The organism is Thermomonas fusca, from assembly GCF_005862345.1.
Classification (GTDB): Bacteria; Pseudomonadota; Gammaproteobacteria; order Xanthomonadales; family Xanthomonadaceae; genus Thermomonas; species Thermomonas fusca.
Genome location: NZ_SROY01000005.1, coordinates 82419 through 102083 on the forward strand (window position 1 = coordinate 82419; position 19665 = coordinate 102083).

Annotated in this window: 11 protein-coding genes; 5 read left to right on the top strand and 6 right to left on the bottom strand. The window is 70.6% G+C overall.

Annotated elements, in window-relative coordinates:
• The first annotated feature begins 36 nt into the window (after nt 1–36).
• Nucleotides 37–2127: a glycosyltransferase gene (locus E5S66_RS11260; RefSeq protein ID WP_138349318.1), complete on the top strand. Its 2091-nt coding sequence runs from the start codon at nt 37–39 to the stop codon at nt 2125–2127.
• A gap of 42 nt (nt 2128–2169) precedes the next feature.
• On the opposite strand, the gene E5S66_RS11265 is transcribed toward E5S66_RS11260, so the two are convergent.
• From E5S66_RS11265 to hrpA, 3 genes are all read right to left on the bottom strand, one after another.
• Entirely contained in the window at nt 2170–3678 is a 1509-nt protein-coding gene (locus E5S66_RS11265) for a hypothetical protein (RefSeq protein ID WP_138349320.1), read from the bottom strand.
• Complete coding sequence (locus tag E5S66_RS11270) at nt 3675–5717, bottom strand: RelA/SpoT family protein (protein ID WP_138349455.1); 2043 nt, start codon at nt 5715–5717, stop codon at nt 3675–3677. The genes E5S66_RS11265 and E5S66_RS11270 overlap by 4 nt, the downstream gene beginning before the upstream one ends.
• A 159-nt stretch (nt 5718–5876) precedes the next feature.
• Nucleotides 5877–9890, bottom strand: a complete 4014-nt coding sequence (hrpA, locus tag E5S66_RS11275; RefSeq protein ID WP_425472219.1) for an ATP-dependent RNA helicase HrpA — start codon at nt 9888–9890, stop codon at nt 5877–5879.
• 96 nt (nt 9891–9986) lie between these two features.
• On the opposite strand from hrpA, the gene E5S66_RS11280 reads away from it, so the two are divergent.
• The 3 genes from E5S66_RS11280 to dusB all read left to right on the top strand — a co-directional run bounded on the left by E5S66_RS11280 (nt 9987) and on the right by dusB (nt 13570).
• On the top strand, nt 9987–10523 hold the full coding sequence (locus tag E5S66_RS11280) for a Dps family protein (protein WP_138349324.1): 537 nt from the start codon (nt 9987–9989) through the stop codon (nt 10521–10523).
• A gap of 208 nt (nt 10524–10731) precedes the next feature.
• Entirely contained in the window at nt 10732–12546 is a 1815-nt protein-coding gene (recQ, locus tag E5S66_RS11285; RefSeq protein WP_138349326.1) for a DNA helicase RecQ, read from the top strand.
• A gap of 25 nt (nt 12547–12571) precedes the next feature.
• Nucleotides 12572–13570, top strand: a complete 999-nt coding sequence (dusB, locus tag E5S66_RS11290) for a tRNA dihydrouridine synthase DusB (RefSeq protein ID WP_138349328.1) — start codon at nt 12572–12574, stop codon at nt 13568–13570.
• Nucleotides 13571–13580: 10 nt separating this feature from the next.
• On the opposite strand, the gene E5S66_RS11295 is transcribed toward dusB, so the two are convergent.
• Nucleotides 13581–14402: a UDP-2,3-diacylglucosamine diphosphatase gene (locus E5S66_RS11295; protein WP_138349456.1), complete on the bottom strand. Its 822-nt coding sequence runs from the start codon at nt 14400–14402 to the stop codon at nt 13581–13583.
• Between the two features lie 57 nt (nt 14403–14459).
• Complete coding sequence (gene olsF / locus E5S66_RS11300) at nt 14460–16190, bottom strand: bifunctional ornithine lipid synthase OlsF (RefSeq protein ID WP_171033545.1); 1731 nt, start codon at nt 16188–16190, stop codon at nt 14460–14462.
• A gap of 200 nt (nt 16191–16390) precedes the next feature.
• Here olsF and metK point away from each other — a divergent pair, with 200 nt between their 5' ends.
• Entirely contained in the window at nt 16391–17602 is a 1212-nt protein-coding gene (gene metK / locus E5S66_RS11305) for a methionine adenosyltransferase (protein WP_138349330.1), read from the top strand.
• Between the two features lie 96 nt (nt 17603–17698).
• Here the strand turns inward: metK and E5S66_RS11310 are convergent, their stop codons facing one another.
• Nucleotides 17699–19660, bottom strand: a complete 1962-nt coding sequence (locus tag E5S66_RS11310) for a GGDEF domain-containing protein (RefSeq protein WP_171033546.1) — start codon at nt 19658–19660, stop codon at nt 17699–17701.
• Nucleotides 19661–19665: the final 5 nt, after the last annotated feature.

Genomic DNA, 19665 nt, shown 5'->3' on the forward strand with positions numbered 1-19665 from the left:
CGGATTTCCCCGATTCTTGTGCAGGAGTTCAGCCGCATGCCCGTCCCCGTCGAAGCGCGCTTCTGGATCCTGCGCGCGCTCGGCCTGTGGCGGCGCGGCTGGGCCAGCCTGCGCACGCGCGGACCGGCCGCCACCTGGCGTCGGCTGGCGCTGCAGTTCCGGCGCGCGCCCGCCAGCGCCCGCGCGCTGTACCTGCCGCCAGCGGCGCCGTTCGCGCCGTTCACCCTGCCGACCGCGGAAACGCCGCGGGCCAGCATCGTGATCCCGGTTTACGGCGCCTTCGCGCACACGCTGGCCTGCCTGCGCGCGATCGCCGCGCATCCGCCGCTTGCGCCGTTCGAAGTGATCGTGGTGGACGATGCCTCGCCCGACGATTCGCTGGAAAAGCTGCGCGCGATCGGTGGCCTGCGCGTGCATGCACGGCCGGCCAACGGCGGTTTCATTGCCGCCTGCAACGACGGCGCGGCGCTGGCTCGCGGCGAGTACCTGGTGTTCCTGAACAACGACACCGTGCCGCAGCAGGGCTGGCTGGACGCACTGCTGGCCACCTTCGGAACCGTCGCGGACGCCGGGTTGGTGGGCGCCAGGCTGGTCTATCCGGATGGCCGCCTGCAGGAGGCCGGCGGGGTGGTATTCGCCGACGGCAGCGGCTGGAACTACGGCCGTTTCGATGACCCGAACGGTTGTCGCTACGGCTACCTGCGCGACGCCGACTACCTCAGCGGGGCCGCAATCGCGATTCCGCGCGCGCTGTTCCAGCGATTGGGCGGCTTCGACACCCGCTACGCGCCGGCCTACTACGAGGACACCGACCTTGCGTTCGCAGTGCGCGCCGCGGGACTGCGCACGCTGTACCAGCCCGCGGCAACCGTGGTCCACGACGAGGGCACCACCTCGGGTACGGACCTCTCCGCCGGTCCGAAGGCGGCGCAGCTGCGCAACCAGAAGGTGTTCGCCGACAAGTGGCGTGAAGCGCTGCAGCGGCAGCTGCCGCCGGGCACCGAGCCGACGCCGGCGCTGCTGCATCGCGGCCGGCGGCAGGTGCTGCTCATCGACGCCCTGACCCCGCAGCCCGACCGCGACTCCGGCTCGCTGCGGCTGGTGGAACTGATGCGCCTGTTGATCGAAGAGGGCGCGCACGTGGTGTTCCTGCCGGCTGGCGGCAAGCCGGATGGCGACTACACGCGCGCGCTGCAGGCACTGGGCGTCGAGTGCTGGCACGCGCCGGAGGCGGCGCGGCTACCGGCCTGGCTGCGCGAACACGGGCCGCGCTTCCACGCTGCGATGGTCAGCCGCCATTACATCGCCCGGGAATTTTTCCCGCTGCTGCGCCGGTATGCGCCGCAGGCGCGGCTGCTGTTCGATACCGTCGACCTGCACTACCTGCGCGAGCGCCGCGACGCCGAACTGGCCGGCGACGCCGCCGCCCTGCGCGCGGCCGGCCGCACCCGCACACTGGAGTTGGCGCTGATCCGCGAGGCCGATGCCAGCTTCGTGGTCAGCGCGGTGGAACGCGCGCTGCTGGCGCAGGACGCGCCCGGCGCGCGCGTCGAGATCCTGTCCAACCTGCACCGGCCGGCCCCGCCCGGTCCCGGCTTCGCCAGCCGCCGCGACCTGCTGTTCGTCGGCGGCTTCCGCCATCCGCCGAACGCGGATGCGGTGCGGTGGTTCGTCGAGGCCGTGTTCCCGCGGCTGCGCGCCGCGCGTCCGGACATCGCCTTCCACTGCATCGGTGGCGATGTCCCCGAGGCGATCGCGCGGCTGGGCAGCGCCGCCGGCGTGCATGTCCACGGCCATGTACCGGACCTGCAGCCCTGGCTGGACGGCTGCCGCATTTCGGTGGCGCCGCTGCGGTTCGGCGCCGGCGTCAAGGGCAAGGTGAACCAGGCGATGGCGCACGGCCTGCCGGTGGTCGCCACCGGCTGCGCGGTGGAAGGCATGCATCTACGCGAAGGCGATGACGTGCTGGTGGCCGACGAGGCCGAGGCATTCGCGCAGGCGCTGCTGCGGCTGTACGACGACGAGGCGCTGTGGATGCGCCTGGCCGCAAACGGCCGCGCCAACGTGGCCCGCCATTTTTCCGCCGACGCCGCGCGCGCGGTGGTGCGGTCGCTGTTCCTGGACTGAAGCGGGCCCGGTTGCCGGCGGCGCAGACCGATCCTCGCGCCGTCAGCGCAGCTTCTCCAACCGCGCCGCGAATTCACCCAGACCCGGCGTCTGCGGATCGAGGGTGCGGGCCTGTTCCAGCGCGCGTCGCGCGTCGGCGGTGCGGCCCGCTTCGAGGCGCTCGCTGCCGACTGCGATCCAGCGCTGCGCCAGCCGTCGGCGCGCTGTCGCCAGACCCTCGTCTGACGGCGCCAGCTGCCGCCATGCGTCCAGGCAGACCAGCGCGCGGCCGAGGTTGTTGTCGCGCAGGGCCTCGGCATTGCATTCGCGCGCGGCCGCCAGCAGCGCCGTCGATGCCTGCAGCACGCGCGGGTCGCGCGGGGCCAACGCGCGCGCCTCGCGCAGGCGATCCCAGGCACTGTCACCGGGAGGCGTGAGCCAGTCGCCGCGGGCGCGGGCGCGCTCCATCTGTTCCAGCAGGCGGGCAACGCGCGCGCGGGTTTGCGGCGTCGTGGCGGGCAAGACCGGGTGCGGTGGGCTGCGCTGCTCGCCGCGCCGCTGCCGCTGCGCCTGCTGCAGGTGCGCGGCGTCCACGCCCGCCGCCTCCGCCAGCGCCAGCAGGCGCGCGACCTTCGCCGCGGGCGCCGTGGCCGCCGCGCGCAGCAGCGCATCGCCCAACGGCGCAGCGCAAGCCTGCGGCAACGGCCCGGCCTGCAGCTGGCGCAGCTGGTCGCAGGCCTGCGCCGCGGCTTCCAGCCGGCCGCGCGCCAGCAGCTGGCGGATGTGCTGGCCGCGCGCCTCCAGCGCCCGTGCCAGGCTCGCGTGCAGCGGCGGCAGCGCGGCGTGGCCGGGATCGAAATTTTCCGCGCGATGCAGCAGTTCCGCCGCCTGCAGCAGCTCGCCGCGCGCCAGCATTCCGCCGGCCGGCTTCAACAGGTCTTCCAGCGCGTCCTCGCGGCCTTCCAGCGCCGGCTGGCTGCGCGGCTGCGCCTGCAACACCTGCTGGTACAGCGGCAGCGCAGCATCGGAACCATCGTCCAGATGGCCGGCCGCCTGCGCGGCGCGCGCGCGCGCCAACAGCTCGTCGATGCCAACGGCCTGCGCCCGCATGGCCTGCAATCGCGCGGCCAGCGCATCGACCCGCGCCTTCGGCGCCTGCAGCTCGCGCGCCAGCTGCAGCGCGGCGTGCGCCTGCGCGGTATCGCCCTTGTCGGCACCGGCTTCGGCGCGCGCCAGCGCCGCCAGCGCCACCCGCGCCAGCCCATCGCGGGCTTCCAGCTGATCCGGCTGCAGCGCCAGCGCCGCCTCGAACAGTTCGCGTGCACCATCGCCCTGCGCATCCGTGAGTCGGCCGGCCTGCAGCGCGACCTCGGCGCGCTGGCGCAGGGCGTCGTAGCGCGGATCCGGCCACAGCCAGCGGCCCAGCGCATCGCGATATGCGAACACGCCCAGCAGCCCCAGCACCAGAACCGCGCCACCTGCGATGGCGGCGATTCGCGCCGGCTCCGGCCATGCCTGCCAGCGCGCCCGCATCGCCGCGCGTCGCGCCGGCACCGAGGCGAAGCGCTTCATGCGCGGCGCGCGGACTCGATGCCGGGCAGCGACTCCAGCCGTGCCAGCAGCAGGCCCAGCTGCTCGTAATCGGAGACCCGCACCTGCAGCCGCACCCGCACGCGGCCGCTGCCGCCGCGCATCGGCTCGGTGTGCAGGCCGAGCGCATGCACGCCGACCTGCGCCACCAGCGTGGTGATGTCCTTGAGCAGCCATTTGCGCTCCACCCCTTCGATGCGGATCGCCACGTCCTGGCCGCCGCGCCGGTTCCCCCACTCCACCGGCAGCACCCGCGCCGGCTCCTTGCCGGCCAGTCGCAGGAACGCGGCGCAACCGGGGCGGTGCACGCTGACCCCGCGGGCGCGGGTGAGATAGCCGACGATGGCCTCGCCCGGCAGCGGCTGGCAGCAGCGCGCCACCTGCGCCAGCAGGTTGTCCACGCCCTGCACGGTGACCGCGCCGGCGCCGGGCGCCGCCGGCGCCACCGGCTTGGCCGGCAACGCGGGCAGCGCCGGTTCGGGTTCCTGCGCCGCCTTTTCCAGCTCCAGCAGCGCGCGGCCGATCTGGTTGGGGCCGACGTCACCCAACGCCACCAGCACCAGCAGGTCGTCTTCGGCCTGCGCGTTGAACCTGGCGAGCACCGGGGTGAGGTCGGCGTGCAGCAGTCCCATCCGACGCAGGTCGCGCTCCAGCAGCTCGCGGCCTTCCTTCAGGTTCTGGGCGCGGTCGAGCTTGTTGAACCAGGCCCGCACCTTGTCGCGCGAGCGGCCGCTGGCCAGGAAGCCGGCGCTGGGCTGCAGCCAGTCGCGGCGCGGCGCGGCCTCCTTGCCGGTGAGGATCTCGACGCGCTGGCCGGTCTTCAGCACCTGGGTCAGCGGCACGATCCGGCCATCCACCTTGGCGCCACGGCAGCGGTGGCCGACCATGCTGTGGACGGCGTAGGCGAAGTCGAGCACGGTACCGCCCTGCGGCAGGTCGATCACTTCGCCCTTGGGCGTCAACGCGTACACGCGGTCTTCGATCAGCTCGCTGTCGATGCCCTGCAGCGGCGCGGCTTCGCCTTCGCCCGCCGCCTCCGCGGCCTGCTCCAGCAGCTTGCGCATCCACGCGATGCGCTTGTCCATCGCCGCGCCGCCGGCGCTGCTGCCCTCCTTGTAGCGCCAGTGCGCGGCCACGCCGAGTTCGGACTGCGCGTGCATCTCGCGGGTGCGGATCTGCACCTCCACGGTCTTGCCTTCCGGGCCGATCACCGCGGTATGCAGCGAGCGATAGCCGTTCGGCTTGGGCCGGGCGATGTAGTCATCGAATTCGCTCGGGATCGGCACCCACAGCGCGTGTACCAGCCCCAGCACCGCGTAGCAGGTGGGAATGTCGTCCACCAGCACGCGCAGCGCGCGCAGGTCGTAGAGTTCCTCGATCGGCAGCGCCTTGCGCTGCATCTTCTTCCAGATGCTGTAGATGTGCTTGGGCCGGCCGGCCACGTCGGCGTCGATGCCGTGCGCGGCCACCGCGTCGCGCAGCTGCGCACGCACCGCCTCGATGTAGCGCTGCCGGCCGCTGCGATTGTCGTCCAGCGACTGCGCGATGCGCAGGTAGTCCGCGGCCTGCAGCAGGCGGAAGGCCAGATCCTCCAGCTCCCACTTCAGCTGCCAGATGCCGAGGCGGTTGGCCAGCGGCGCGTGGATGTCGCGGGTCATCAGCGCCAGCGCGCGCTGCTCGTCGGCCGGCAGCCGCCACGCCGCACGCATGCGCGAAAGCTGGCGGGCCAGCACGATGGGCACCACCCGCAGGTCGCGCACCAGCGCCAGCAGCAGCCGACGCATGCCTTCCGGGTTGCGGCCGCCGCCGTGGCTGCGGTGCAGCGCCCACACCCGGCTGGCGGCGCGCTGGCCCTCCAGCAGCACGTGCAGGCGCTCCGGCACTTCCACCTGTGTCTGCGCCGCCATCGCTTCGATATCGATCAACGAATCCAGCAGGGTGGCGGCCAACACCTCGGCGTCGGCGTTGAGCGAGGCGAGGATCGACAGGGTGTCGGCCAGCACTTCCGGGCGGTCGCGCATCGGCGCGCCGGCCTCGGCATGGGTGCGCCAGCAGGCGACCAGCGGCGCCGGCAGCGCATCGGCGGGCACGCGCGCCAGCGCGTCGGTCCAGGTGAGGGTGGCGATGGCGGGAACGGACATGTTTCTACAGTAGCGGGAGGTACCTGAAGCGGCCAGCAGTCAGCGCCGCGCACCGCTTGCGCCAAGCCGTTCCACCCGCGCGGCCAGCCGCTTCGGCGAGATGCCGCCCTTGGCGCCCAGTTCCTGCGCGAACAGCGACACCCGCAGCTCCTCCAGCTCCCAGCGCAGCGCTTGGGCCTGCGGGTCGGCCGGGTCGGCGGCGGCCAGCGCGGCGGTGAACGGCGCCAGCTCCAGCATGCGCTGCTGGTCGCGCACCGGGTCGCGCTGGGCGCGTTCGGCGCGCAAGGACATCGCCTTCAGCCAGCGCGGGTATTCGACCAGCGTCGGCGCCGGCACGTCGCGCAGGAAGCCCGGCGCGGCCAGCGCCCCCAGCTGCGCCTGCATGTCGTCGAGGTTGGCGCGCGCCCAGCCGATCAGCTTCGATTCCAGCTTGGCGCGCACTTCGGCCACCAGCGACAGGATGGTTTCCGCCTGCTTGAGCCGCTGCATGGCCTCGCCGAACAGTTCCCGCGCGATGGCATCGCGGCGCTGCGCGAAGGCTTCGGCGTCGCGCACCTCCAGCAGTCCGTCGGCGGTGAGTGCTTCAAACGCGCCATCCACCAGGTCGGCGCGCAGGCGATCGCGGGAAAGGGGGTCAGAGTCACTTTTCCAGCCCTGCTTCACGGCCTTGCCACCGTGGCGAAGGAAAAGTGACTCTGACCCCCTTTCCTCCGCCGACTCGATGGCGGCGTACAGCAGCGAGGTCTTCGGCTGCACCGGCAGCTGCCGGCGCGCCTGCTTCAGCTTGTCGGCCAGCGCGATTGCCAGCAGCCGGCGCACGCCCTGCGGGTGCAGCCGCTCGGCCACCTCGCGCTGCGCGTGCAGCGCCAGCGACACCGAATCGCCATCGTCCTGCAGCGCCGGATACGCCGGCACGCCGCCGGCTCCGGGCACCGAGGCGGGAACGGGCGTTTCGGGGAACGCGGTCATGCCCGCCTGCGCCATGCCCTGCGCCGCCTGGCGCGCGAACGCCTGCGCCGCGCGCTCGCCGAAGCGGCTGCGCAGCCCGGCGAGATCGCGCGATTCGGCCAGCACCGCCTTGCCGTCCAGCAGCCGCAGGTTGGCGCGCAGGTGCGGCTCGATGGCGGCGGCATCGAAATCCGGCGCGGAGACGTCCACGCCGGAGAGCTTCTTCAGGAACCTCGCCAGCGCGCCCTCGATCGCATCCGCGTCCGGCTGGGCGAAGGCTTCGGCAAACGCGCGGGCGAAATCCGGCGCCGGCACGAAGTTGCGTCGCAGCGCCTTCGGCAGGGTGCGGATCAGCGCCGTCGCCTTGTCCTTCACGAAGCCCGGCGCCAGCCACGACAGCCTTGCTGCATCCAGCGCGTTGAGCAGGTGCAGCGGCACCGCCACGGTCATGCCGTCGTCCACCGCGCCCGGCTCGAAGCGGTACTGCACCGCCAGCCGCGCGTCGCCCAGCGCGATGTAGGCCGGGAAGCGCGCGGCGTCGCTCTGGTCGGCCACCAGCAGGTCATCGCGCGACCACTCCAGCGCGGCCTTTTCGTCCTTCGACAGTTTGCCGAACCATGCATCCAGCGCCTGGGCGTTGTGCACGTGCGCGGGCAGCCGGTCCAGATACCAGCGCGCCTGCCAGTCCTCGTCCACCACCAGCCCCACCCGGCGCTGCTTGGCCTCTTCCTGCTGCGCCAGTTCCAGCGTGCGCAGGTTGCGCGCGAGGAAGGCGCTGCGGGTGTTGATCTCGCCGGTCAGCAGCGCCTCGCGCACGAAGATCGCGCGGCTCTCCTCGGGAAACAGCGCGCCGTAATGGATCGGCCGCTTCGGCGCCAGCACCAGTCCGAACAGGCTGATCTGCTCGCTGCCCAGCACCCGCCCCTGCGCCCGCGACCAGTGCGGATCGTGCTGGCGTCGCGCCAGCAGATGCGGCAGTTCGGCGATGACCCAGTCCGGCTCGATGCCGGCATTGGTCAGCGCCCAGACCTTCTCGGTGTCGAGCAGGTTGGCCGACAGCACCCACGGCGGCGGCTTCGACGCCAGCTTCGAGCCGGGGAACAGCTGGAACTTGCGCCCGCGCGGGCCGTCGTACATGCCCTTGTCGCCGCGATTTCCGATCTGCGTGGGCAGGCCGGCGATCAGGGCGCGGTGGAGTGCCGCGAAAGGAAAAGCGGGGTCGGCGGAAAGGGGGTCAGGTTCACTTTCCGCGGAAAGTGAACCTGACCCCCTTTCCGGCCACAGTTCTTCGCACTGCAGCTTCAGCTGCCGGTGCAGCTCCCACCACTCGCGCAGTCGCAGGAAGCCGAGGAAATTGCGATCGGCCCACTTGCGCAGCTGCGACTGGGTCATTGCCTCGTGCGCTTCGCGGTAGGCCTGCCAGAGCTTGAGGATGCCGATGAACTCCGACTTGGCGTCAGCGAACTGCGCGTGCGCGGCATCTGCTGCGGCGCGGGCATCGGACGGACGCTCGCGCGGGTCCTGGATGCCGAGGAAGCTGGCAATCACCAGCATCTCGCGCACCACCCCATGCGCCTGCGCGGCCACCAGCATGCGCGCCAGCTTCACGTCCACCGGCAGTTTCGCCATTGCCTTGCCGATGGCCGTCAGCTTGCGCTGGGCATCGACGGCACCCAGTTCGCCCAGCTGCTGCCAACCGTCGGCGATCGCGCGCGGATCGGGCGGCTCCAGGAACGGGAAGCTTTCGATACTGCCCAGACCCAGCGACAGCATCCGCAGGATCACCCCGGCCAGCGCGGCGCGGCGGATCTCCGGATCGGTGAATTCCGGCCGCGAGGCGAAATCCGCTTCCGAATACAGGCGGAAACAAGTGCCCGGCGCGATGCGACCGCAGCGGCCGGCGCGCTGGTTGGCGCTGGCCTGCGAGACGTCCTCGATATGCAGGCGGTCCAGCTTCTGCCGCGGGCTGTAGCGCTTGACGCGGGCCACGCCGGGATCGACCACGTAGTGGATGCGCGGTACCGTCAGCGAGGTCTCGGCCACGTTGGTGGCCAGCACGATGCGACGCTGCGGGCCCGGATGGAACACCCGGTCCTGGTCCTTGGCCGACAGCCGCGCGTACAGCGGCAGCACTTCGGTATGGCGGTACTTGCGCTTCTCCAGCGCCTGGTGTGCGTCGCGGATCTCGCGCTCGCCGGGCAGGAAGATCAGGGTGTCGCCGATGCCCTTGTCGCGCATGATCTCGTCGCAGGCGGCGACGATGCCGTCGATGATGCTGCGCTGTCCGCCCTCCTCGCCTTCGCCCTCCAGCGGGCGATAGCGTATCTCCACCGGATAGCCGCGTCCCTCGACGCCGACCACCGGCGCGCCGCCGAAGTGTTCGGCAAAGCGGGCGGTGTCGATTGTCGCCGAGGTGACGATCAGCTTCAGGTCGGGGCGCCTGGGCAGCAGCTGCCTGAGATAGCCCAGCAGGAAATCGATGTTGAGGCTGCGTTCGTGAGCCTCGTCGATGATCAGGGTGTCGTACTTCGACAGCCAGCGGTCGTTCTGGATTTCCGCCAGCAGGATGCCGTCGGTCATGAACTTGATCGCGGTCTGCTCGCTGACCGCATCGTTGAAGCGGACCTGGAAGCCGACCGTGCCGCCCAGTGGCACCTGCAGTTCCTCGGCCACGCGCCGCGCCACCGACCGCGCGGCGATCCGGCGCGGCTGGGTGCAGCCGACCAGGCCCGCCGCTCCGCGCCCGGCCAGCAGGCACAGCTTGGGCAGCTGGGTGGTCTTGCCGCTGCCGGTTTCGCCGGCGATCACCACCACCTGGTGTTTGCGGATCAGTGCCACGATCTCGTCGGCGTGCGCGGCGATCGGCAACGTCGCATCCACCGTGGCCGCAGGCAGCGCGGCGACGCGGCGCTCACGTTCGGCGCGCGATGCTTGCAACTTGCCTGCGAACGCCTCGCGCATGCCCGCATCGCCCGGCTTGGCCTGCCAGCGCGCCAGCAGGCCGAGCAGGCGGCCGCGGTCGCGGGTCAGCGCGCCATCGATGTCGCGGCGGGCCCGATGCAGGGCGTCGGCGGGTGCCGGCTTGATGTTCGGTTCGTCAGACACCATGGTTCCAACAACGTGTTTGTTCGCCTGCAGACGGGCGCAGAATCCGCGTATTGTCGCCGCAAGTTCCCCCCGAAGCGTGTAAAGGAGTCCGCCATGCCCAAGAGCAAGACCCCCAGCAAGCCCGCGAAAGCCAAGGCCCCGGCCGCCAGCGCCGCCGACATCGACATCGGCATCAGCGCCAAGGACCGCGCCGCCATCGCCGACGGCCTGTCGCACTTCCTCGCCGACAGCTACACGCTGTACCTCAAGACCCACAACTTCCACTGGAACGTGACCGGGCCGATGTTCAACGCCCTGCACGTCATGTTCGAGACCCAGTACACCGAGCAGTGGACCGCGCTGGACGAGATCGCCGAGCGCATCCGCGCGCTGGGCTTCAACGCCCCCGGCAGCTATTCCGAATTCGCCCGCCTGTCCTCGATCCGGGAAGAACCCGGCCTGACTGCCGCGCCGGCCTGGCACGACATGGTGCAGCAGCTGGTGGACGGCAACGAAGCGGTCTGCCGCACCGCCCGCAAGATCCTGAAGGTGGCCGATGCCGGCGGCGACGACCCTACCGCCGACCTGCTGACCCAGCGCCTGCAGACCCACGAAAAGTACGCGTGGATGCTGCGGTCGCTGTTGCAGTAGGCGCCCCGCAGCGAGCAGGTCCGGAGGGGAGTCGCCGCACCGGGGCCATTCCAACCAAGCGAGTATCGGGGAGCGACTTGGAATGGCTCCGGTGCGGCGACTCCCTGCGAGGTATTTCCGGCTGCGATTGCGCCCGAACACGCAAAAACCGACCGCAGACCGGGAAGATGTCCGATGACGGCATCGCCCCGCTTGCTACCCTTGTGGCATGTCCGACCCCGCTCTAGACACCCTTCGCCGCATTTTCGGCCACGACGCCTTCCGCGGCCGCCAGCAGGAGATCGTGACGCGCGTTGTCGACGGCGGCGACGCGCTGGTGCTGATGCCCACCGGCGGCGGCAAGTCGCTGTGCTACCAGCTGCCGGCGCTGCTGCGCGACGGCTGCGGCGTGGTGGTGTCGCCGCTGATCGCGCTGATGCAGGATCAGGTGGACGCGCTGCGCCAGCTGGGCGTGCGCGCCGCCTTCCTCAATTCCAGCCTTGACGGCGCCGAGGCCGCGCAGGTCGAGCGCCGGTTCGCCGCGGGCGAGCTGGACCTGCTCTACGTCGCCCCCGAACGCCTGCTCACCCCGCGCTTCCTCGGCCTGCTGGAGCGCGCGCGGATCGCGCTGTTCGCGATCGACGAGGCGCACTGCGTGTCGCAGTGGGGCCACGATTTCCGGCCCGAATACCGCCAGCTCACCCTGCTGCACGAGCGTTGGCCGGAGGTGCCGCGGATCGCCCTGACCGCGACCGCAGACGCCCCCACCCGCCGCGAGATCGTCGAGCGGCTGGCGCTGCAGGACGCGCAGCAGTTCGTCAGCTCGTTCGACCGCCCCAACATCCGCTACAGCGCGGTGGCGCGCGACGACGGCCGCCGCCAGCTGTTCGATTTCCTCGACGGCCATCGCGGCGAGAGCGGCATCGTCTACTGCCTGTCGCGGCGCAAGGTGGATGCCACCGCCGAGCTGCTGGCCGGGCAAGGCTATCCCGCGCTGGCCTACCACGCCGGGCTGGATGCGGTCACGCGCGCCGCACGCCAGCGCCAGTTCCTGCGCGAGGATGGCGTGGTGATGGTGGCCACGATCGCCTTCGGCATGGGCATCGACAAACCCGACGTGCGCTTCGTCGCCCACCTCGACCTGCCCAAGTCGCTGGAGGGCTACTACCAGGAAACCGGTCGCGCCGGCCGCGACGGCGACCCGGCCGAGGCCTGGCTGGCCTATGGCATGGGCGATGCCGTGCTGCTGCGGCGGATGATCGAAGAGGGCGATGCCAGCGACGAACGCAAGCGGCTGGAGCACGGCAAGCTGGACGCGCTGATCGGCTATGTCGAGTCCACCGGTTGCCGCCGGCAGACCCTGCTGGCGTATTTCGGCGAAGCGCATGCCGGCGCCTGCGGCAACTGCGACAACTGCCTGCACCCGCCGCGCACATGGGATGCCACCGAGGCCGCGCGCAAGGCGCTGTCCTGCGTGTACCGAACCGGCCAGCGTTTCGGGGCGGCGCACCTGGTGGACGTGTTGCGCGGCGCCGACACGGCCAAGGTGCGCCAATTCGGCCACGAAAGCGTCAGCACCTATGGCATCGGCAGCGACCTCGACGCCCGCCAGTGGCGCGGCGTGTTCCGCCAGCTGCTGGCAGCCGGCCTGCTGGAGGCCGATCTGGAAAGCCATGGCGCCCTGCGCCTGACCGCCGAGGCCACCCCGCTGCTGCGCGGCGAGCGCAGCCTGCACCTGCGCATGGAGGCGCCCAAGGCGGAACGGCGGCGGTCGCGCGGCAGCGGCGAGACGCGTGCCACGCCCGCACCACTCGATCTGCCCGAGGACGCGGCGACCCGTTTCACCGCCCTGCGTGCCTGGCGCGCGGAAGTGGCGCGGGCACAGAATCTTCCCGCCTACGTGATCTTCCACGACGCCACCCTGCGCGCGATCGCGCTGGCCCAGCCGCATGACCTTGATGCGCTGGCCGGTATCGGCGGCGTCGGTGCCGCCAAGCTGGAACGCTACGGGCACGAGGTGATCGCCACGCTGGCCGCGGCCTGAGAAGCCGGGCCACTACAATGCGTACATGCGCATCGGCCCCCACCTGATCGACCCGAAGGTGATCCTCGCGCCCATGGCGGGCGTGACCGACAAGCCGTTCCGGCTGCTGTGCAAGCGCCTCGGCGCCGGGCTTGCGGTGTCGGAGATGACCATTTCCGATCCACGCTTCTGGAACACCAGCAAGTCGCGCACGCGGATGGACCATGTCGGCGAACCGGACCCGGTCAGCGTGCAGATCGCCGGCACCGACCCGGCCGCGCTGGCCGAGGCGGCGCGCTTCAACGTCGACCACGGCGCGCAGATCATCGATATCAATCTGGGTTGCCCGGCCAAGAAAGTCTGCAACGTGCTGGCAGGCAGTGCGCTGATGCGCGACCCGCCGCTGGTGGCGCGGATCGTGGCAGCGGTGGTGGCCGCGGTGGAGGTGCCGGTGACGCTGAAGATCCGCACCGGCTGGAATGCGGACAACAGGAACGCGCCGGAAATCGCGCGCATCGCCGAGGACGCCGGCATTGCCGCGCTGGCCGTGCATGGCCGCACCCGCGACCAGCATTACACCGGGCAGGCCGAGTACGACACCATCGCCGCGATCAAGGCGATGCTGAAGATCCCGGTGGTCGCCAACGGCGACATCGACTCGCCGCAGAAAGCCGTCTTCGTGCTTGCGCGCACCGGCTGCGATGCGGTGATGATCGGCCGCGCCGCGCAGGGCCGGCCGTGGCTGCCGGGCCACATCGCCCACTTCCTGGCCACCGGCGAGCAGCTGCAGGAGCCTTCGCCGGCGCAGGTGCGCGACATCCTGCTGGGCCATCTCGATGCCCTGCACGCGTTCTATGGCGAAGAGATGGGCGTGCGCATCGCCCGCAAGCATCTGGGCTGGTATGCGAAGGACCGGCCGGAAAACGCGGCGTTCCGCGCCGTGGTCAACCGCGCGCAGAGCGCCGACGAACAGCTGCGGCTGACCCGCGACTATTTCGACGCGCTGGCCGCAGGCGTCGCGCCCGCGCTGCCGGCCGCGGCCTGAGCGCCGCGGCTCAGGCGGCTGCGGCTTCGCCCGTATCGCGCGCCAACGGCAGCATCCTCGGCGGGACTTCCGCCAGCACCTGCCCCAGATGCGACAGCAGCCGCAGGGTGCCGTCGGCTTCTTCGACCAGCGCGCTCAGGCTTTCCACCCAGTCGCCGTCGTTGGCATACAGCAGGCCATCGTGCTGCAACAGCGCGGCGCGATGGATGTGTCCGCAGACGATGCCGTCCAGCCCGCGCCGGCGCGCATCGTCCAGACCGGCGCGAACGAAACGCCCGATGTAGCGTTCGGCGGCGCCGCTTTTCGACTTCAGGAATTCCGACAGCGACCAGTAGCGCAGCCCCAGCCGAGTGCGCAGCGCGTTCAGCCACTGGTTGCCGGTGAGGATGCGGTAATACAGCCAGTCGCCGAATTTTTCCTGCAGGCTGCCGAAGTGCGTCACCGCGTCATAGTCATCGCCGTGCGCCACCAGCAGGCGACGGCCGTCGGCGGTGACGTGGATCGCGCGCCGGCGCAGCTGCATCGCCGGCAGAACGAGGCCGCAGAAGCGGCGGATCGGGCGGTCGTGATTGCCGGGGATGTAGACCAGCTCGGTGCCGCTCCGGTTCAGCGCGTGCAGCGCCTCCACCACCCGGTTTTGGGCAGCGCCCCAGCTGGCGCGGCGCTGCGCCAGCCACCACAGGTCGACGATATCGCCCACCAGGTACAGCCGCTCGCAGCGCAGGCCGTCGAGGAAGTCAGCCAACTCGGCGGCATGGCAATGGCGTGCGCCCAGATGCACGTCGGAGATGAACACCGCGCGACGGAGCGGCGAGTGGGCCGGCACGGGCAGCCGCGGCAACGCCGCAACCGCAGCTGCGAGCTCGCCGTTGCGGGTCGGCGCGCCCACCTATCCGGCCACGTCCGCCACGACATCCACTGCCGCGCCGAGATAGCGCTGGCGCTTCTTCGGCCGCATCCGCTGGATGTCGACCTCGATCAGCCCGTCCACGGAATCGCTGAAATCGGGATCGACGCCGAAGGCGAGGAAGCGTGCCCCGCCCGGCTCGCACAGCTCGACGTACTGCTTGTAGAGCATCGGCACCTGCGCGCCCAGCGCGTCGAGGTTGGCCTTGAGCACGCGCAAGGCGGTATCGGCGTCCAGCGCGGCATCGCCGGGGTCGGCGGCCTCGTAGTGGTACGGTCGGCGCGACACCGCATCGCCCTGCGGGCCGCCGTGCCAATGCGCGTAGTGGGCGACGATCTGCGCACGCGCCGCCGCCGGCAGCGCGGCGCTGATCGAGACCGCGCCGAACAGGTAGCGCACCCGCGGATGCGCGCGCAGGTAGGCGCCGATGCCCTGCCAGAGATAGTCGATGCTGCGGCTGCCCCAGTATTCCTGTGCCACGAAACTGCGCCCCAGCTCCATGCCCTGCGCGATCCGCGCCAGCGCGTCCTCGCCGTAGTCGAACAGGCTGGCGGTGTAGAGCCCGCGCAGGCCGTGCCCGGCCAGCACCGGCGCGCCGCGGGCGATGCGGTAGGCGCCGGCGATCCTCGCCGCGGCTTCGTCCCACAGCACGATGTGCTCGTACCAGCTGTCCCAGGCATCCAGATCGAGGCGGCGGCCGGTGCCCTCGCCCACCGCGCGGAAGGTCAGCTCGCGTAGCCGGCCGATCTCGTGCAGGAGCGGCGAATCCACCGCCAGCGTGCCCACCCGGATCTGCTTGCCGTCGCCGGTCCGGCCGAGCAGGCGCAGCCCGGCCACCGCCGTGCCGACCAGCGCGGGATCGCCCGCTGCAGCCACCGGCTCGGGGCCGCGGTTGCCCGCCTGCTCCATGCGCTGTCGGCGGGTGCCCAGTGCGTACAGCTCGCGGCGGATCTGGCGCAGCAGGACCGCGTCCCCGGCATCGGCCGGGATCGCGCGCGGCGTGCCTACCCGCAGCAGCACCCGGCGGGCGCGGCGGGCGAACATCTCGCGCGCCAGCAGCGCCGTGCCCACCGGCTTGAACAGCGCCGAAGCGCCGTAGAACAGCATCGAATTGCGCGCATCGATGCGCACCGGCAGCACCGGCGCAGCGCAGGCGCGGGCGAAACGCAGGAAGCCGCGCCGCCAGCGGCCGTCGCGGATCCCGCGCGGGCCCAGGCGCGAGACCTCGCCGGCCGGGAACACGATCACGCATTCGCCGCGGGCCAGCGCCGCGCGCACCGCGCGCAGGCTCTCCGGCGCCGGTCGCCCGCCGAGGATGCGCACCGGCAGCAGCAGCTCGCCGAGCCCGCCCAGCGCGGACAGGAAGTCATTGGCGACGATGCGCACGTCGCGCCGCACCTGCCCCACCAAGTCCAGCAGCGCCAGCGCATCCAGCGCCCCGGACGGATGGTTGGCGACGATCAGCAGCCGCCCATGCGCCGGAATCCGCGCCCGGTCCGCATCGCTGGCCTCGTACCCCGCCCCCAGGTGGCGCATCGCCACGGTGACGAAGTCGAAGCCGCGCACATGCCGGTTGGCGGCGAGGAAAGCATCGATCTCGTCCAGCCGCGACCAGCGCGCGATGCCGCGCAACAGCGGCCTGGCCAATACCGCCCGGCGGCCGCGGAACCAGTGCGGGAAACGCTGCTGCAGGCGCTGTTCGAGCTGGATCATCGCGATGGGTCGCCGCCGTATTGGGCAACAGCCTGCGTGGCAACCGGGACAGTCCGGTTTCACGCGGATTACCCGGCGGTGACGGCACGCTTAACGCGCGCCCAATACCCCACTGGCCGGAAACAGGGCAGGATGCACATCCAGCCGTGTCGCTGTATCATGCGCACCCATCTTTTCATCCGAATGCAGGGATATAAGAAATGTCCAGCTATCTGTTCACTTCCGAATCGGTCTCCGAAGGTCATCCGGACAAGATCGCCGACCAGATCTCCGATGCGGTGCTGGACGCCATCCTGGCCCAGGACAAGCAGGCGCGCGTGGCCTGCGAGACGCTGGTGAAGACCGGCGCGGCGATCGTCGCCGGCGAAGTGACCACCAGCGCGTGGGTGGACATCGAGGCGCTGGCGCGCAAGGTCATCAACGACATCGGCTACGACAATTCCAGCGTCGGCTTCGATGGCCACACCTGCGCCATCATCAACATGCTCGGCAAGCAGTCGCCCGATATCAACCAGGGCGTGGACCGCAAGAAGCCGGAAGACCAGGGCGCGGGCGACCAGGGCCTGATGTTCGGCTATGCCTGCAACGAAGCCCCCGAGTTCATGCCGGCGCCGCTGTACTACAGCCACCGGCTGGTGGAACAGCAGGCCAAGGTGCGCAAGAGCGGCAAGCTGAAGTGGCTGCGCCCGGACGCCAAGTCGCAGGTCACCCTGCGCTACGACGGCAACACCGTGCTGGGCCTCGATGCGGTGGTGCTGTCCACCCAGCATGACCCGGACATCAAGCAGAAGGACCTGATCGAGGCGGTGCGCACGCACATCCTCGCCCCGGTGCTGCCGAAGAAGTGGCTGGAAGCGCTGCCGAAGAACAAGGTGCACATCAACCCGACCGGCAAGTTCGTGATCGGCGGCCCGGTGGGCGACTGCGGGCTGACCGGCCGCAAGATCATCGTCGACACCTACGGCGGCATGGCCCGCCACGGTGGCGGCGCGTTCTCCGGCAAGGACCCCTCCAAGGTCGATCGCTCGGCCGCCTACGCCGCGCGCTACGTGGCCAAGAACATCGTCGCCGCCGGCCTCGCCGACAAGTGCGAAGTGCAGGTCTCCTACGCCATCGGCGTGGCCCAGCCGACCTCGATCTCGGTCACCACCTTCGGCACCGGCAAGGTCGGCGACGACGTGATCGAGAAGCTGATCCGCGCGCACTTCGACCTGCGTCCGTACGCGATCACCCGCATGCTGGACCTGGAGCACCCGATCTACCAGCCCACCGCCAGCTACGGCCACTTCGGCCGCAAGCCGAAGGAAATCAGCTACACCGACGGCGAGGGCAAGAAGCACAAGGCCACTGCCTTCTCGTGGGAGAAGACCGACAAGGCCGAGGCCCTGCGCAAGGCGGCGAAGCTGAAGTAAGCCGTACTTCGACCAGGCGATACGCGAACGGGCCGCAGCGATGCGGCCCGTTTCCGTTGGTGCAGCCGGGATCGCAGAAACCCGGTGGCGCGTCGCTCACGCAGCCCCGGCGCGGGCGGAGGTCTGACTGCTGTCGCTCAGTTCGACCAGGCCTTCCCGGAGCGACACCTCCAGGTCCTGCGCCAGGATCCGGTCCAGCGCGCCGATGTCCGGGATCCTGTCGATGCAGACCCAGCAATCCCGCGACTTGCGCTTGCCCAGATACAGGGCGGCATCCGCCAGCTGCACCAACTGCTGCCAGGTGATTTCCGCCGGCTTGCCGCTTTCCATTCGCGGGTAGGGCACGATGCCACTCGTGCAGGTCACGTCCAGCGAAGCACCGCCCGGAATGACGAAAGGATCACTGGAGACGGCCGCGCGGATACGCTCTCCGATCCTGCACGGCTCGCCGGCATGGGCCACGCGCGCCACCAGCAGGAACTCTTCGCCACCCCAGCGCACCAGCATGTCGGTGTCGCGGATGGCGTCCTTGATCCGGCGCGCGAACTCCACCAGCACCCGGTCACCCGCCTCGTGGCCATGCTGGTCGTTGATCCGCTTGAAATGGTCGATGTCGAACAGGCAGAACGCGATCGAATGCGCGTCGCCTTCCTGCCCGGCCCGCTTGACCAGGCCGATCTCGCGCCCGACGTTGTGCTCGAAATAGCGCCGGTTGCGCAGTCCGGTAAGGCCGTCCTCCAGGCTCATCGAGCGGAACTGCCGGGCCAGCTTGCGGTTGTGCAGCAGGCGCAGCACGATGACCAGCAGCACCAGCAGCAGGATGGCGACGGTTGCCGCCGCCAGCAGCCGCTGGGTGGCAAGTTTCTCCTGCTCGGCGCGCTTCAGCGCCTGCTCCTTTTCCAACAGCTGGGCCACCAGCTTCGATTCGAGTTCGAGCCGGCGGAGTTCGGTGTGAGAGGCCGCACGGATCGCACTCTGCTTCAGCTGCGGCTCCAGCGTCCGCACGAACAGTCGGTGCAGGCCCTCCAACCCCGCCAGCCGCCAATCGGGCGGCGCCATGACGGCCAGGCGCTTGTACAGGTCGAGACGGACCTCCAACGGCGTCTCCGGGGAGAAGTCGCGGCATGCCGCCAGCGCCGCCTGCCCCTCCAGCTTGAGCTGCACCAACTGCTGGTAACAGCCAAGATAGGCGGTATCCGTCTCGGTGCTGGGCGGGGTTTCGCGGGACTCCCGCAACCACTGGCGCGCCTGCGCCGTGCGCCCCAGCTCCACCGCGGACAGGGCCGAGAACACCAGCACGCCCTGGCGCAGGTTCTTCTGGCCCGGGGCGACCTGGCCGAACCAGTGCAGTGCCCTGGCGTAGTCGTGCAGGTGCAGCGCGTGTGCCACGCCCGCGTTGAACTGGGTCATGGCGATGACGCTGTCGAAATAGCCCGCATCCTCCGCGTATTGCCGCTTCATCGCGCGGAAACGCGCAATCGCGTCCTCCTGCAGCGCGATGCCCTTGTTGATGTACGCGCGGTCGCCATGCACCACGTAAAGGGTGGCGGTATTCAGGGTCACGTCGATCAGCGTTTCCGGCCGTGCCTTTTCGGCCAGCTTCAGGGCACGTTCGTACGACTGGAACGCGGCGGCGATGTCCCCGGTTTCGGATTGCGCCCAGGCGGCCGACGACAGTGCCTGGGTGGCAATGTCGATGTCGCCCGCCTTGATCGCATCGGCGTGAATTCCCAGGAGATCCTTGGTCTGGCGCCTGCCTCCCGCATCGCTGATGGTGGCGCAGACGAGTCGGTACTGGAAATCGAAGGCGGCCGGCTTGCTCAACCGGCAGTCCGCCCTGGCTAGCGCGTTGTTGCCGGCCTGGTAGTGCTGGATGGCGCGTTCGGAGACCAGCTGGTAGCGACGCACGGGATCGGTGATGCTGGCGAGCTGACGCTCCAGCCATTCGATTCGCTGCGGATAGGTCATCCTGGCGAATTCGGCGGGAATCTTCGGCTGCGCTTCCAGCGCCTTCACGGTGATCGCCCCGTCCGCCGCCCTCACGGGCAGCGCGAGCATCAATG

What these genes read in the sequence shown, in the direction of transcription:
- E5S66_RS11280 (WP_138349324.1), top strand. Translation starts at nt 9,987, where the DNA reads ATGCCCAAGAGCAAGACCCCCAGCAAGCCCGCGAAAGCCAAGGCCCCG.
- dusB (WP_138349328.1), top strand. Translation starts at nt 12,572, where the DNA reads ATGCGCATCGGCCCCCACCTGATCGACCCGAAGGTGATCCTCGCGCCC.
- olsF (WP_171033545.1), bottom strand. Translation starts at nt 16,190, where the DNA reads ATGATCCAGCTCGAACAGCGCCTGCAGCAGCGTTTCCCGCACTGGTTC.
- E5S66_RS11270 (WP_138349455.1), bottom strand. Translation starts at nt 5,717, where the DNA reads ATGCGCGACCGCCCGGAAGTGCTGGCCGACACCCTGTCGATCCTCGCC.
- metK (WP_138349330.1), top strand. Translation starts at nt 16,391, where the DNA reads ATGTCCAGCTATCTGTTCACTTCCGAATCGGTCTCCGAAGGTCATCCG.
- recQ (WP_138349326.1), top strand. Translation starts at nt 10,732, where the DNA reads ATGTCCGACCCCGCTCTAGACACCCTTCGCCGCATTTTCGGCCACGAC.
- E5S66_RS11310 (WP_171033546.1), bottom strand. Translation starts at nt 19,660, where the DNA reads ATGCTCGCGCTGCCCGTGAGGGCGGCGGACGGGGCGATCACCGTGAAG.
- E5S66_RS11260 (WP_138349318.1), top strand. Translation starts at nt 37, where the DNA reads ATGCCCGTCCCCGTCGAAGCGCGCTTCTGGATCCTGCGCGCGCTCGGC.
- E5S66_RS11265 (WP_138349320.1), bottom strand. Translation starts at nt 3,678, where the DNA reads ATGAAGCGCTTCGCCTCGGTGCCGGCGCGACGCGCGGCGATGCGGGCG.